The organism is Cupriavidus sp. BIC8F (assembly GCF_032465815.1).
GTDB classification, from domain to species: domain Bacteria; phylum Pseudomonadota; class Gammaproteobacteria; order Burkholderiales; family Burkholderiaceae; genus Cupriavidus; species Cupriavidus necator.
In genome coordinates this window covers 1,290,553-1,305,618 of the sequence record NZ_CP136094.1, presented here as the reverse complement: position 1 = coordinate 1,305,618, position 15,066 = coordinate 1,290,553, and the positions used below count along the sequence as shown (strand labels likewise).

At 67.4% G+C, this 15,066-nt stretch carries 12 protein-coding genes; 5 read left to right on the top strand and 7 right to left on the bottom strand.

The annotated features are described in order from the left end of the window. Positions 1–104: 104 nt before the first annotated feature. Positions 105–1,961 (top strand): phosphoenolpyruvate carboxykinase (GTP), encoded by a 1,857-nt coding sequence (locus RS901_RS06095; RefSeq protein ID WP_316151993.1) that lies wholly within the window; start codon positions 105–107, stop codon positions 1,959–1,961. Between the two features lie 62 nt (positions 1,962–2,023). Here the strand turns inward: RS901_RS06095 and RS901_RS06090 are convergent, their stop codons facing one another. Both RS901_RS06090 and RS901_RS06085 read right to left on the bottom strand, forming a co-directional pair. After that, positions 2,024–2,698: a response regulator transcription factor gene (locus tag RS901_RS06090; protein ID WP_316151990.1), complete on the bottom strand. Its 675-nt coding sequence runs from the start codon at positions 2,696–2,698 to the stop codon at positions 2,024–2,026. Further along, on the bottom strand, positions 2,695–4,101 hold the full coding sequence (locus tag RS901_RS06085; RefSeq protein ID WP_316151988.1) for a cache domain-containing protein: 1,407 nt from the start codon (positions 4,099–4,101) through the stop codon (positions 2,695–2,697). Before RS901_RS06085 ends, RS901_RS06090 begins: the two co-directional genes overlap by 4 nt. Positions 4,102–4,509: 408 nt before the next feature. On the opposite strand from RS901_RS06085, the gene RS901_RS06080 reads away from it, so the two are divergent. The 3 genes from RS901_RS06080 to RS901_RS06070 all read left to right on the top strand — a co-directional run bounded on the left by RS901_RS06080 (position 4,510) and on the right by RS901_RS06070 (position 7,471). Next, positions 4,510–6,579 carry a carbon starvation CstA family protein gene (locus RS901_RS06080; RefSeq protein WP_316151986.1) on the top strand — a complete coding sequence of 690 codons (2,070 nt, stop codon included), beginning with the start codon at positions 4,510–4,512 and terminating at the stop codon, positions 6,577–6,579. 23 nt (positions 6,580–6,602) lie between these two features. Beyond that, on the top strand, positions 6,603–6,797 hold the full coding sequence (locus tag RS901_RS06075; protein WP_013958452.1) for a YbdD/YjiX family protein: 195 nt from the start codon (positions 6,603–6,605) through the stop codon (positions 6,795–6,797). A gap of 224 nt (positions 6,798–7,021) precedes the next feature. Further along, positions 7,022–7,471 (top strand): hypothetical protein, encoded by a 450-nt coding sequence (locus RS901_RS06070; protein ID WP_013958451.1) that lies wholly within the window; start codon positions 7,022–7,024, stop codon positions 7,469–7,471. A 294-nt stretch (positions 7,472–7,765) separates the two neighbouring features. Here the strand turns inward: RS901_RS06070 and RS901_RS06065 are convergent, their stop codons facing one another. After that, positions 7,766–8,020 (bottom strand): hypothetical protein, encoded by a 255-nt coding sequence (locus tag RS901_RS06065; protein ID WP_316151978.1) that lies wholly within the window; start codon positions 8,018–8,020, stop codon positions 7,766–7,768. A gap of 200 nt (positions 8,021–8,220) precedes the next feature. Here RS901_RS06065 and RS901_RS06060 point away from each other — a divergent pair, with 200 nt between their 5' ends. Next, complete coding sequence (locus tag RS901_RS06060; RefSeq protein WP_316151976.1) at positions 8,221–9,168, top strand: LysR family transcriptional regulator; 948 nt, start codon at positions 8,221–8,223, stop codon at positions 9,166–9,168. Between the two features lie 74 nt (positions 9,169–9,242). Here RS901_RS06060 and RS901_RS06055 read toward each other — a convergent pair whose 3' ends face one another. From RS901_RS06055 to RS901_RS06040, 4 genes are all read right to left on the bottom strand, one after another. Then, positions 9,243–11,945, bottom strand: coding sequence for a DNA topoisomerase III (locus tag RS901_RS06055; RefSeq protein WP_316151974.1), 2,703 nt, complete (start codon positions 11,943–11,945; stop codon positions 9,243–9,245). Between the two features lie 147 nt (positions 11,946–12,092). Then, positions 12,093–12,497 (bottom strand): thioredoxin domain-containing protein, encoded by a 405-nt coding sequence (locus RS901_RS06050; RefSeq protein WP_316151972.1) that lies wholly within the window; start codon positions 12,495–12,497, stop codon positions 12,093–12,095. Between the two features lie 68 nt (positions 12,498–12,565). Then, a complete protein-coding gene (gene dprA / locus RS901_RS06045) occupies positions 12,566–13,765 on the bottom strand; it encodes a DNA-processing protein DprA (protein WP_316151970.1) in 1,200 nt (399 codons plus the stop codon). Between the two features lie 7 nt (positions 13,766–13,772). Continuing rightward, the gene (locus tag RS901_RS06040) at positions 13,773–14,954 is read right to left on the bottom strand and encodes a LysM peptidoglycan-binding domain-containing protein (RefSeq protein WP_316151967.1); all 1,182 of its coding nucleotides are present in this window, start codon (positions 14,952–14,954) and stop codon (positions 13,773–13,775) included. Between the last annotated feature and the right edge of the window lie 112 nt (positions 14,955–15,066).

Here is a 15,066-nt window from a genome sequence, read left to right as displayed (position 1 = left end):
ATCCGAGTGTGACATCACTCCGGGCGTGTGACGGCCCCATCTGCCCGCTGGCCAGGCTTTGCAAGGATTCCTTCCCTTCCCTTTACGAATCTGGAGTCTGCAGTATGAACCACCCCACGATGCAAGGTACGGCGCCCGTCAATGCGCCGGCCTGGGTCAAGCACCCCAAGCTGGTGGCCTGGGTCGCGGAAATCGCCGCCCTGACCAAGCCCGACCATATCTATTGGTGCGACGGCTCGCAGGAAGAGTATGACCGCCTGTGCGAGCAGATGGTCGCCGCCGGCACCATGAAGCGGCTGAACCCGGCCAAGCGCAAGAATTCCTTCCTGGCACTGTCGGACCCCTCGGACGTGGCGCGGGTGGAAGATCGCACCTTCATCTGCTCCGAAAAGCAGGAAGACGCCGGCCCCACCAACAACTGGACCGAGCCCGCCGAGATGCGCCAGACGCTGAACGGCCTGTTCGAGGGCTGCATGCGCGGCCGCACGCTGTACGTGGTGCCGTTCTCGATGGGCCCGCTGGGCTCGCCGATCGCCCATATTGGCGTGGAACTGTCCGATTCGCCGTACGTCGCGGTCAATATGCGCATCATGACGCGCATGGGCCGCGCAGTGTACGACGTCCTGGGCACCAACGGCGAGTTCGTGCCGTGCGTGCACACCGTGGGCAAGCCGCTGGCCGCCGGCGAGCAGGACGTAGCCTGGCCCTGCAATCCGACCAAGTACATCGTCCATTTCCCGGAAACGCGCGAGATCTGGTCGTTCGGCTCGGGCTACGGCGGCAACGCGCTGCTGGGCAAGAAGTGCTTCGCGCTGCGCATTGCGTCGACCATGGGCCGCGATGAAGGCTGGCTGGCCGAGCACATGCTGATCCTGGGCGTGACCTCGCCCGAGGGCAAGAAGTACCACGTGGCAGCGGCCTTCCCGTCGGCCTGCGGCAAGACCAACTTCGCCATGCTGATCCCGCCCAAGGGCTTCGAGGGCTGGCAGGTCACCACCATCGGCGACGACATCGCCTGGATCAAGCCGGGCCAGGACGGCCGCCTGTACGCCATCAACCCGGAAGCCGGCTACTTCGGCGTGGCCCCGGGCACCAGCGAGAAGACCAACTTCAACGCGATGGCGACGCTCAAGGAAAACGTCATCTTCACCAACGTGGCACTGACCGACGACGGCGACGTGTGGTGGGAAGGCATGAGCAAGGAAGCCCCAGCGCACCTGGTCGACTGGCAAGGCAAGGACTGGACCCCGGAAATCGCCAGGGCTACCGGCGCCAAGGCAGCGCACCCGAACGCCCGCTTCACCGCGCCGGCTTCGCAGTGCCCGTCGATCGACGAGAACTGGGACAACCCGGCCGGCGTACCCATTGATGCGTTCATCTTCGGCGGCCGCCGCTCCACCACCGTGCCGCTGGTGACCGAGGCCCGCAACTGGACCGAAGGCGTCTACATGGCCGCCACCATGGGCTCGGAAACCACCGCCGCGGCCGCCGGCCAGCAAGGCGTGGTCCGCCGCGACCCGTTCGCCATGCTGCCGTTCTGCGGCTACAACATGAGCGACTACTTCGGCCACTGGCTCGAACTGGGCAAGAAGCTGGAAGCCGCGGGCGCGAAGCTGCCGAAGATCTACTGCGTCAACTGGTTCCGCAAGGACGCCGACGGCAACTTCGTGTGGCCGGGCTTTGGCGAGAACATGCGCGTGCTGTCGTGGATGATCGACCGCGTGGAAGGCAAGGGGCAGGGCGCCGAGCACGTGTTCGGCACCTCCCCACGCTACGAGGACCTGAACTGGAATGGCGTGGACTTCACGCCGGCGCAGTTCACGCAGGTGACCTCGATCGATCGCGATGCGTGGCAGCAGGAGCTGGAGCTGCATGACGAGCTGTTCACCAAGCTGCGGCATCGGCTGCCGCAGGCGCTGGCCGAAGTGCGGGCGGCGCTGGGCAAGCGGTTGGACGGCTGATCGCGCCACGGTTCGCGCAGTTCGCGACAAGGACGCCCGTCTCTGCTGAGATGGGCGTTTTTTTATTCCCTCTCGCTATCCCCCAGCGTCTCCACCGCATACTTCACCAGGCCCGCCCGCCCCTCGATCCCAAGCTTGCGCTTCAGGTTCAGCCGGTGCGTCTCCACCGTGCGCACGGACACCCCCAGCTGCGCGGCGATCTCCTTGTTGGCCAGGCCCCGCCCGATACCGCGCAGGATGTCGCGCTCGCGCGGCGTGAGCGCATCGAGCGGCCCTGCGGCGGGGCTCTGCTCGGCCATGCCGCGTGCAATGCGGGCGCTGTAGAAGACCCGTCCGGCCAGCACCGACTGGATCGCCGCCATCAGCTCGTCGGCGGGCGCGTCCTTGAGCACATAGCCGCGCGCACCGGCGCGCACCGCCTGGCGCACATACTCCAGGTTGTCGTGCATCGACACGATCAGCACCGCCAGTTCCGGATAGCGGTCGTGCAGCGCCGCGGCCAGGGCAATGCCGCCCATGCCGCGCATGCCGATATCGGTGATGACCAGGTCGGGCAGTTCGGCGGCACCGGCGCGGTCCAGCCACGCCAGCGCGGCTTCGCCGTCGTCGGCTTCACCCACCACGCGCAGGCCGGGCTGCAGCGCCAGGTGCATGCGCATGCCGTCGCGCACCAGCGCGTGGTCGTCGATCAGCAATACGCGGGCGGGCACTTCGGCGGAGTCGGCAATCTGGGTCATGACGGCGAGGGTCCTGCTGAAACGGGATCGTGCGCGATGGCCGCAGGCCTGGCCAGCGGCAGTGAAGCGACCAGCTGGGTGCCGCCCATGCCCGAAACGATGTCGAACTGCCCGCACAGTGCGGCGATGCGCTCGCGCAGGTTGCGCAGCCCGATGCCGCGCTGCGGGTCCTCCTGCATGCGCGCCACGTCGAAGCCATGCCCGTCGTCGCGCACGGTGAGGCGCGTGGCATCGGCATCAAGGGCCAGCGCCACCGCGACACGGCGCGCGCCCGCATGGCGCTCGACGTTGGTCAAGGCTTCCTGGGCGATGCGGAACAGCGCCGTGGCCTGCTCGTCGGGCAGTTCGCGCGGGGTGCCGCTCTGGGTCACCACGATCTCCAGCCCGCTGCCGCCCTGCATCTCGCGCGCCAGGTGCTGCAGCGCGGCGTACAGGCCCAGGTCGTCGAGCAGGGCGGGGCGCAGGTTGCGCGCCACGCGGCGCACTTCATTGAAGACGGTATCGAGCCGGTTCAGCGCCATGCCCAGCACCGGCGCCACCGCGGCGCCTTCGGCCGGGGCCAGGCGCAGGCGGTTGGTGGCGGTTTCCAGCACCAGCTTGACCGACACCAGCAGCTGGCTGATGCCGTCGTGCAGCTCGCGCGAGAGCCGGGCGCGCTCTTCTTCCTGCGACTGCACCACGCGCTGCGCCAGCTGGCGCAGCTTGGCGTCGGCCTCGCGGTGCTCACTGACGTTCAGCGCCAGGCCGCTGGCGGCGACCAGCAGGATGCTGATGCCGGCGATCACGCCGATCCAGGCCATGGTGGCGCGGATATCGGTCTCGGCGCGCGCATCCAGCTGGCGCAGCGTGCTTTCCACGTCATCCAGGTAGATGCCGGTGCCGAGCATCCAGCCCCATTCGGGCACAGCCACCACATAGCCGAGCTTGGGCGCCAGTTGCTGCGACGAGGCCTTTCTCCACAGGTAGCGCACCGCGCCGCCACCGCCCTTGGCCGCGGCGATCAGCTGCTGGATGGTCAGCGCACCCTGCGGGTCGCGCAGCGTCCACAGGTCCTGGCCGACCAGTTCGGGCTGGCGCGGGTGCATCAGGTTGCGGCCCTGCAGGTCGTACAGGAAGAAGTAGCCGTCGGGGCCGTAGTCCAGCCGCGCGAGTGCCTCCATCGCAGCCTGCCGGGTAGCGGCGTCGTTGCGTCCGGAGCGCACCAGCGGCGCGATCGCGCTCTGCGCCAGTTCTACGTAGTGGCGCAGCTCGGTTTCCTTGCTCTGCAGGTAGGCGGCCTCGACCAGCGCGCGTTCATGCTGCGCGAGCTGCGTGGCCTGGAAGCGCACGGCAAGCGCGATGCCCAGCATGGCGACTGCAAGTGGCGCCACGGCTAGCAACAGGATCTTCTGGCGGAGTTTCATACAGGAGCGGGAGGACCTGGGGGTAAACACCGATGCCGCGCAGGCGGCATGCCACCGTCGATTTGCGTAGTACTACGCAGAAGTGCTGCGTAGTTACGCGCTTGTGCGGGGTTTGGCGGGTGTCAATACTACACGCCGGACGCGCCGCCGCCCCAGCAGGGCGCATGCGCGGACGCAGCTGGTGCACCGTCCACACCCGGACGGTGCACCGCCTGCCTGCAAGACGAGATCCGGAAACGACGACACAACCGGGCGCGCAGCAGCTATCCCAGGAGACACCCTCACCGCCGGATTGCCCCCGCTGCCCGCCCTCGGCGCACCCCCGCTGCCGATCCTGCCAGTTGCCTGTTACCAGTCCTTCGCCACCGCAGGCTATCCAAGACATCCCGGTCTGAGGAGACCTTCACTATGAATCGCATCGGAGAACACCTGGTGTGGCTGGCCGTCGCCGTGCTCGGCGCGTTTGCCTTCGGCACTGTCGCGCTGGCGCGCGGCGAGGCCGTCAGCGCGCTGTGGATCGTGGTTGCCGCGCTCTGCATCTACCTGATCGCCTACCGCTACTACAGCCGCTTTATCGCCGACAAGGTGATGCAGCTCGATCCCAAACGGATGACGCCGGCCTGGCGCCATAACGACGGCCTGGACTACGTGCCGACCAACAAGGCGGTGCTGTTCGGCCACCACTTTGCCGCCATCGCCGGCGCCGGCCCGCTGGTCGGCCCGGTGCTGGCCGCGCAGATGGGCTATATGCCGGGCATGCTGTGGATCCTGGCCGGCGTGGTGTTCGCCGGCGCGGTGCAGGACTTCATGGTGCTGTTCATCTCCACGCGCCGCGACGGCCGCTCACTGGGCGATCTGGTCAAGTCCGAGATGGGCACGGTGCCGGGCCTGATCGCGCTGTTCGGCTGCTTCATGATCATGATCATCATCCTGGCGGTGCTGGCGCTGATCGTGGTGAAGGCGCTGGCCGATTCGCCGTGGGGCACCTTCACCGTGGCGGTGACGATCCCGATCGCGCTGTTCATGGGCATCTACACGCGCTACATCCGCCCCGGCCGCATCGGCGAGGTGTCGGTGATCGGCTTCGTGCTGCTGATGCTGGCCATCATCGGCGGCCAGTACGTGCACGAGAGCGCCACGCTGGCGCCGCTGTTCACCTACGACGGCAAGGCGCTGACCTGGATGCTGATCATCTACGGGTTTATCGCCGCCGTGCTGCCGGTGTGGCTGCTGCTGGCGCCGCGCGACTACCTGTCGACCTTCCTGAAAATCGGCACCATCATCGCGCTGGCCGTCGGCATCCTGATCGTCGCGCCGGAGCTGAAGATGCCGGCCTTCACGCAGTTCGCCAAGGGCGGCGGGCCGGTGTGGTCGGGCAACCTGTTCCCGTTCCTGTTCATCACCATCGCCTGCGGCGCGGTGTCGGGCTTCCATGCGCTGATCTCGTCGGGCACCACGCCCAAGCTGCTGGAGAATGAATCACACGCGCGCTTTATCGGCTACGGCGCGATGCTGGCCGAGTCCTTCGTCGCCATTATGGCGCTGGTGGCCGCCTCGGTGATCGAGCCGGGCGTGTACTTCGCCATGAACAGCCCGGCCGCCGTGATCGGCACCACACCGGAAGCGGTGGCGCAGGCGGTCTCGACCTGGGGCTTCGTTATCACCCCTGACGTGCTGATCCAGACCGCCAGGGATGTCGGCGAGAACACCATCATCTCGCGCGCCGGCGGCGCGCCCACGCTGGCGGTGGGCATCGCCCACATCCTGCACCAGGTTGTGGGCGGCCAGGCCATGATGGCGTTCTGGTACCACTTTGCCATCCTGTTCGAGGCGCTGTTCATCCTGACCGCCGTCGACGCGGGCACCCGCGCCGGCCGCTTCATGCTGCAGGACCTGCTGGGCAGCTTTATCCCGTCGATGCGCAAGACCGACTCGCTGGTCGCCAACCTGACCGCCACCGCGCTGTGCGTGGCGGCCTGGGGCTACTTCCTGTACCAGGGCGTGGTCGATCCGCTGGGCGGCATCAACACGCTGTGGCCGCTGTTCGGCATCTCCAACCAGATGCTGGCCGCGGTGGCGCTGGTGCTGGGCACCTGCGTGCTGGTCAAGATGAAGCGCGGCCAGTACGCCTGGGTGACGCTGGTGCCGACCATCTGGCTGCTGGTCTGCACGCTGACCGCCGGCTGGCAGAAGCTGTTCCACGCCGACCCCAAGGTCAGCTTCCTGACCCACGCCGCCAAGTTCAGCGCCGCCATTGCCGAAGGCAAGGTGCTGGCCCCGGCCAAGTCGATGGAGCAGATGCACCGAATCGTCTTCAACGACTACCTGGACGCCGGCCTGTGCGCGCTGTTCATGCTGGTGGTGCTGTCGATCGTGTTCTACGGCTTCAAGACTGCGATGCAGGCACGCGCAGTGAACCGCCCGACCGACAAGGAAACGCCGTTCGAGCCGCTGCCTTCGGGCGCCTCGGCCCAGTAACCCGGGGAACACAGGAGCCCGCCATGCTGGAACAACTCGGAACCATGGGACGCTACCTTGGGCAGTCGCTGCGGCTGATGGTCGGGCTGCCCGACTACCAGACCTATGTCGCCCACATGGAAAGCACCCACCCGGACCGCGAGCCGATGAGCTACGAGGCCTTCTTCCGCGAGCGCCAGGAGGCACGCTACGGCGGCGGGCAGGGCAAGTGCTGCTGAGCACACGCTGAACGCCACCGTCCTGCGGGCCGACGGCGTACAAAGCAGACAGGCGATCACATGATCGCCTGTCTTTTTTGTGAAGTGTTGCGTGTTTGCCGCGCTTTTGTAATGCACGGATACCGTTTCTGCAGCGGGTTACAGGGCTTTACAGGTGGTTACAGCAAGGGTGCGGCTCCTTCTCTACACTTGCGACACATCATGGCAATTCGAGGAAAAAAGATATGACTCGCCATCCCGTTCGCAATCTGACCATTGCCCTCGCCCTGGCGGCCTGCGCGCTGCCGGCCGTCGCGAGCGACATGAACAACGCCCTGGGCGGCGCACTCGGCGGCGTCGCCGGTGCCGCAGTGGGCGGCGCGCTGGGCGGCAGCACCGGCGCAGTGATCGGTGGTGCAGTGGGCGGCGGCGCCGGTGGCGCAGTGACCTCCAACCGCCGCGAGCGCACCGGTGCCATCATCGGCGGCGCGCTGGGCGGCGGTGCCGGCACCGCCGCTGGCAACGCCATGGGCGGCCGCACCGGTGGCCTGATCGGCGCCGGCCTGGGCGGCGGCGCGGGTGCGGCGCTGGGCGGCAACGTCTCGCGCAGCAACTCGTACGACAATGACCGCCGCTATTACAACAGCAACTACAAGCGCAAGAAGCACAAGCATCACCACCACTACGACGACTAAGAAGTCGTAGGTGGGTCAGCAAAACGGGCCGTCATGGCCCGTTTTTCATTTGCGGCGTCTGGCATAATCATTCGCCAGTGGTTGCAAACCCGCCGGATGCAGAAACAAAGAAGCCCGCAACCGGAACCGGTGCGGGCTTCTTCTCCAATAAAGGCGGAGAGGCTGCGAGGCGCTCCCCCAAGGACCTGTGGAGACCAGGTTTGAAGCAGGCGGGGCCGCACAAGGGGAGGAAGCGGCCCCGGGATCGCGCTGCCAGGCCGCCCGGGGAGGCGGGCCTGAGGCGGCCAGGCGGCCTTACAGCGGCGCGCGATCGGTAGTGGTGTCGTACTTGGCGCCTTCGGAGTAGGTGTCGAACTTGCCGGCGCGGGCGCCTTCGGAGAACGTGTCGAACTTGCCGGCGCGGGCACCGTCGGTGTACGGATCGAACTTGGCGACCTTGGCGCCGTCGATGAACACATCGAACTTGCCGTTCTTGGCAAAGGCCGGTGCGGCCGACAGGGCGGCGGCGAGGGTGGCGACAGCGATCAGGGCGTAGCGGTTGGTTTTCATGATTCAGGCCTTCTCTATTGCATGGATGCCTGAACCGTCACTTCGACGAAAGACTATGTTGCGTTGCGGCATCCGATGGCTAGATATTAGGCATTTCCCTCATATCAATAAATATCAGGATCCACAATGATTAGTTTTGATTCGAACAATAAAATAGGCTGATTACGTAAGAATTCAGCGCGGAACCGGGAGACTGTGTCATGGATCGCCTGCAATCGATGCGTGTGTTTTCCAAGGTGGTGGAACTGGGAAGCTTCGCGCGTGCAGCGCAGCAGCTGGAAATGTCCAACGCAGTGGTGACGCGCTATGTGGCCGACCTGGAGAGCCATCTGGGCACGCGCCTGCTCAACCGCACCACCCGCAGCCTGTCGCTGACCGACGCCGGCGAAACCTACCTGCAGCGCTGCCAGCAGATCCTGGAAGACGTGGAAGAAGCTGAAAGCGTAGTCACGGCGCGCAGCCAGTCGCTGTCAGGCACGCTGCGGCTGGTCACCCCGGTGATGTTCGGCCTGCACCTGCTGCCGGAATTGCTGGCGCGCTTCCAGCAGCTGTATCCGGACGTGGTGTTCGACGTGATCCTGTCGGACCGCAACGTCGATATCGTCGAAGAAGGCCGCGACGTCGCCGTGATGCTGTCCGACCTGGGCCTGGGCTCGCACCTGGTGGCGCGCCCGCTGCTGTCGGCCGAGGTGATCCTGTGCGCGTCGCCGGGCTACGTGGCGGCGCATGCGCCGATCCGCCATGCCCATGAACTCAGCCACCACCGCTGCATTGCCATGCGCCTGCCCAGCGCCGAGCACGAATGGACGCTGCTGGGCCCGGAAGGCGAGGTGACCGTGCCGATCCGCCCCGGTTTGCTGTGCAGCAATGCCGAGCTGGCCCACCAGGCGGCGCTGGCCGACATGGGCGTGGCCATGCTGTCGTCCTACCTGGCGCGTCCCAATATCGAATCCGGCAAGCTGGTGCACGTGTTGCCGCAATACCAGCTGCCGCGGCGCGATGTCAGCGTGGTCTACCCGAGCCGCAAGTTCTTGCCAACCAAGGTGCGCGCCTTTATCGACTTCCTGCTCGAAGAAGGGCAGGTACGGGGCAAGGAAACGCAGCCGGCGCCAGCCGCCAGCCGCGGCGCGCAAGCCGTGCGCACCTGAGCGGGCTGCCTGGCCGAGCCACCCAAAGCAAAACGCCCGGCAATGCCGGGCGTTTTGCCGTAACACGCTGACGCTTACTGGCCGGCGGCTGCCGCGCGCGACTTCTTGGCCGCGGCGGTCTTCGCGGGGGCCTTCTTGGCCGCCGCCTTCTTGGCCGGCACCTTGGTGGCCGGCACCTTGGTGGCCGGCGTCTTGGTGGCTGGCGTCTTGGCCGCGGTCTTCGCTGCCGTCTTGGTTGCCGGCGCCGCCTCGGCCGTGCCATTCGATGCTGCCTTGGCCGTGGTCTTCGCCGCCGTCTTGGCGCCCGCCTTGGGCTCGCGCGCCTCGAACTCGAAGCCGATCTTGCCGTCCGGCTGCTTGACCAGGAAGGCCTTGAAGTTGCGGCCGGTGCGCGACGACTTGAACCCCGTCAGCAGGTCGGTCTTGCCGTCGGTGAGCAGCTTGCCGATCTGCTCGCGGCTGATTTCCTGCTGCAGGATGATCTTGCCGGTGGTGAAGTCGCAGCTCTTGGGGCTGGTCGTGCTGTTCTCGCAGACGTACTTCATGCCGTGCTCGAACACCGAGCCGCCGCACTTCGGGCAGGTGCCCACCGGCTCCTGGCCGCTGAAGTCGACCGGCTCGCCGTCGTTGTCGTCGTCGTTCTGGCCGAAGTCGAATTCCATCTTGTAATGGCCTTCGTCGTCCTTGCCCAGCTTGAGGATGGCGGCGAACGGACGGCCCATCTTGCTGCGGAAGCCCTGCAGCGGACCGATTTCCTTCTTCAGCAGCAGCTCCTCGACCTCTTCGATCTCGAACTGGCGCCCGCCCGGGATCTTGCTGATCGAGAACTCGCACGCGGTGCAGGCAAAGCGGCGGTAGTTCTCCTTGACCTGCCCGCCGCATTGCGGGCACGGCGTGTCCAGCGTGGCGTAGTCGCCCGGGATGGTGTCGCTGTCGTATTCCTTGGCGCGCTTGACGATCTGCTGCGTCATCTGCGCGATCTCAAGCATGAATTCGTCGCGCTTCATGCGCCCGCGCTCGATCTGCGAGAGCTTGTGCTCCCATTCGCCGGTCAGCTCGGCCTGCGTCAGTTCCAGCACGCCCAGGCCGCGCAGCAGCGTCATCAGCTGGAACGCCTTGGCGGTCGGGATCAGCTCGCGGCCTTCGCGCACCAGGTATTTTTCCGTCAGCAGGCCTTCGATGATGGCCGCGCGCGTCGCCGGCGTGCCCAGGCCCTTGCCGGCCATGGCTTCGCGCAGCGCATCGTCGTCCACCAGCTTGCCGGCGCCTTCCATGGCCGACAGCAGCGTGGCTTCGTTGTAGCGCGCGGGCGGCTTGGTGGTCAGGCCGACGCTCTCGACCTTGTCGGTCTTGACCTTCTCGTCCTTGGCCACCGGCACCAGGTTGGCGGCGTCCTTGTCGCCCTGCGCCTCGCGGCCGTAGATCACCAGCCAGCCCGGGTTGACCAGCACCTTGCCTTCGGTCTTGAAGTGGTGGCCGGCAACTTCCGTGATGCGGGTGGTGACCTGGAACTCGGCCGCCGGGAAGAACACCGCCAGGAAGCGGCGCACCACCAGGTCGTACAGCTTCTGCTCCGGCTCGGACAGGTTCTTGGGCGCCTGCAGCGTCGGGATGATGGCGAAGTGGTCGCTGATCTTGCTGTTGTCGAAGATCTTCTTGTTCGGCTTGACCCAGCCCTGCGCCAGGATCTTCTTGGCGTGCGGCAGGTAGTTGGGCGAACTGTCGGCCAGCATGTCCATGGTCTGCTTGACCGTGTCCAGGTAGTCCTCGGGCAGCGCGCGCGCATCGGTACGCGGGTAGGTCAGGACCTTGTGCTTTTCATACAGGGCCTGCGCCAGGCCCAGCGTGTTCTTGGCCGAGAAGCCGAAGCGCGAGTTGGCCTCGCGCTGCAGCGTGGTCAGGTCGAACAGCGCAGGCGACTGCTGCGTCGACGGCTTGGATTCCTCGGTGACGGTGCCCGGCTTGTCGCGGCAGGCGGCAACGATGCTCTTGGCCTCGGCCTCGCTCCACAGGCGCGATTCGCGCGCCTCGGGATCGAACTCGCTCTTCTTGAACTTGGGGTCGTACCAGCGGCCTTCATACAGGCCGGCGGCGGCGATGAACTCGGCCCGCACTTCCCAGTAGTCGCGCGGCACGAAGTGCTTGATCTTCTCTTCACGCTCCACCACGATCGACAGCGTCGGCGTCTGCACGCGGCCCACGGTGGTCAGGAAGAAGCCGCCGCCCTTGCTGTTGAAGGCGGTCATGGCGCGGGTGCCATTGATGCCGACCAGCCAGTCGGCCTCCGACCGGCAGCGCGCGGCGTCGGCCAGCGGCAGCATGTCTTCGTCTTCGCGCAGGCTGGCGAAGCCATCGCGGATCGCCTGCTGCGTCATCGACTGCAGCCACAGCCGGCGCACCGGCTGCTTGGCCTTGGCCTGTTGCGCGATCAGCCGGAAGATCAGTTCACCTTCGCGCCCCGCGTCACAGGCGTTGATCAGGGCGGTGACGTCCTTGCGCTTGATCAGCCGGTTCAGCACCTTCAGGCGCGACTCGGTCTTGGCGATCGGACGCAGGTCGAAATGCGGCGGGATCACCGGCAGGTTGGCGAAGCTCCACTTGCCGCGCTTGACCTCGTATTCGTCCGGCGCGGCGATCTCGACCAGGTGGCCGACGGCGGAGGACAGCACGTAGTCGTCGCTCTCGAAATACTCGTCGTGCTTGGTAAACCCCCCGAGGGCACGGGCGATATCCGCCGCGACCGACGGCTTTTCCGCGATGATGAGGGCTTTTGACATGGGAAGGGTCCTTGCGAGCTGCATCCGGCAACCCGCGAATTGCACTACAAACGAAGTAATCAGAACGCCGGGGGGCTATGAGGCGCCAATAATAAGCGCGGTTTCAACGGCGGTGCAAGCAAGCTCCGCCGCCGCCCTTGGCGCCGCCTAGGCGGCGCTGCTCCCCCCGGCAAGCAACCAGTCCAGCACCTGCGGCACGTCTTCGGCACTCGCCGGCATCGCCGCACCGCGGCTCAGCATGCGCTCCAGCACCTCGATGTGCGGCAGCAGGGTGCCATAGAACTGGGGCGTGCCACCCGACGCAGGCTGCACCAGCAGCGTCGGGAAATTCTCAATATCGATATCGCCAAGCGCATCCGCATGCGTCTCGATGTCGATCCAGACGAAGCAATCCTCCGGATGGCGCGCGGCCAGCGCCGTCAGCGCCGCCAGGTAGTCCCGGCACGTGCCGCACCACTGTGCGCACAGGCAGGCCACCAGGCGGCCCTGCGGCCGCGCCGCCAGGCACCCGGCAATGGCGCCGGCGTCACGTTCTGGAAAGTAAACGGTCATGGCATCGGAAACATGAGGCGCCCGCGGCACGCGGGCTGCCGGCGATTGTATCGGTATTGCGCTGCGGCTCACCCAAGCCGCCGGAACAGGTTTCCCGGTAGACGCTCCGCGTGCCCGGCCAGTTCCAGTTCCAGCAAGCGCGCCGCGACCGCTTCCGGCGGCTGGCCGCTGCGCTCGCACAGCGCATCCAGCGTAACCGGATCGTAGCCGAGAGCGGCCAGCAGGGGGTCGGCGTGGCCAGCAAAGTCAGAAAGATCCGGTTGCTCCGGCGCGGCCGCGGGAACGCGCCTGGCAGCAGGGCGGGCTGGTGCCGGCAGCAGGTTGATCTCTTCCAGCACGTCCTCGACGCTCTCCACCAGCTTCGCGCCCTGGCGGATCAGCAGGTGGCAGCCTGCTGACAGCGGCGCGTGGATCGAGCCCGGGACCGCAAATACCTCGCGCCCCAGCTCTGCCGCCAGCCGTGCGGTGATCAGCGAGCCCGAGCGCGCTGCGGCCTCCACCACCAGCACCCCGCGCGCCAGGGCCGCGATGATGCGGTTGCGGCGCGGGAAGTTGGCTGGCAGGCCCGGCATGCCGAGCGGGAATTCGGTGACGATGGCGCCGCGCGCGGCCACTTCGTGCGCCAGCGCCAGGTTCTCGGCCGGATAGACCCGGTCGGCCCCCGTACCCGTAACAGCGACGGTACCGCCGCGGCCCTGCAGTCCGCCGGCATGGGCGGCGGCATCGACGCCCAGCGCCAGCCCCGAAACCACCGCCAGCCCCGACTCGGACAGCGCCCGCCCGAAGGCCTGCGCATCGCGCTTGCCCTGCTCGGTGGCGCCGCGCGCGCCGACGATGGCCAGCGAAGGACGCGCCAGCAGCGCGGGATCGCCTTTGATATATAGCAGCGGCGGCGGGTCGGGCAGGTCGAACAGGCGGGCAGGGTAGGTGTCGTCGCCGAACGTGACCACGTGGTTGCCGGGCGTGCCGAGCCAGGCGAGGGTGCGTTCGACCAGTGCCGGCAGCCCGGTGCCGGGCCTGGCCAGCACCGCGCGGGCGTGTTTCTTGGGGACGACGGAAGACAGCGCTGCCACGCTCTGCGCCAGGATCTGCTGCGGCAGCCCGAATGCGGCCAGCAGCAGGCGCACCGTGACCGGACCGACCCCGGGCGCACAGGCGAGCTGCAGCCACGCCTTCAGCTCATCGGGATCGCGCGTGGTGACCTGCCCGGCAGCGCCGGCATGGCAAAGGGAAGCGGCGGCCGCCGGGGCCGCCTGCGATGTCGCCAAGTCCGGCTCAGCGCGGCGAGGTCGCCCGGTCGCCGACCGCGATCACGTTGGAGGCGTCGGTGACCAGCGCATACGACACCCCCGGGAACACGCGGAAGACAAAGGCCAGGCCGTAGCGCTCGTCGGGCAGGCGGATGGCGCGGTTGCTGTCAGTCTTGTCGACCACGGTCTCGCCGGTGCGCGACAGCGCCAGCACATGCCCGGGCTCCACCCCGGCCTGGCTGCCAAGGTTGAGCACCACCACCTGCCTGGCGCCGCCGAACTCGACCCCGCCATAGACCTTGGCCACGCGGCCGTCGAACTGCGTATCGGGCGCGTGCGGCACATAGCGCAGGGCTTCGCGCGCGGGCTGCGGCATCAGCAGCGTGCCCACGCCCATCTCCTGCCTGGCCTGCGTGACCTGCATGGTCGAGACCGCGTCCGGGCCCTGCGCGCCGCGCGCCAGGCGCACGTTGCCTTCGTATTCGGCCTCATAGCCGAGCACGGCATTGGTGACGGGATCGCGCACCGGGGTGACCGGGCGGTAGGCCTGCCAGTCGCCGCCTTGCGGCGCGTCGGCGGGGATGCCGCGCGCGTAGCCGGTGTCGTCGCGGCCAAGGATGACGCGCGACTCGGACACGGCGACGATGCGCGCTGAGGTGGCCAGCGTGTCCTGGTCGACCACCAGCGGGCGGATCAGGAAGGGCTCGATATCGGCGGCCGCGATGCTCTGGATGGCGGCGCCGTCGGCGGCGCCGCCGCGCATCTGCGGCGACAGGCGCACCGTGCCGCTGCCGCCCGGCGTGGTCGACAGCCAGGCTCGTCCGTCGCGCTGGATCAGGTACAGGATCTGTCCCGGATAGATCAGGTGCGGGTTGCGGATCTGTTGCCGGTTCATGCCCCATAGCTCAGGCCAGCGCCATGGCTGGCGCAGGAAGCGGCCCGAGATCCCCCACAGCGTGTCACCCATGCGCACGGTGTACTGCGACGGCGCATTGGCAGCCAGGTCTGAAACGGGGATGCCCTGTTGGGCCGTGCGCTGGGCTTCGGCCTGCTGTGCCGGCGTGACCGTCAGGTCCGCGGCCAGGGCCGGAAGCGTGGCCGCGGCTGTGAAGCCAGCGGCACTCAACCACGCACAAGCAAACTTAGGGGTGAACGCGTGCAGCCTGCGGCCCGACGCCGCCTGGTGTTCTTTGGTAAGATCGCGCATTTTCCTGACCGGCCGGTGGTTCGGCCGGATTGACCCGGGAGAGCGCGCCTGTTGCGGCGCGCCTTGAATTTTTGTACTTGCGCCCCGATTCTGCATGTAAACACCGGCCGCC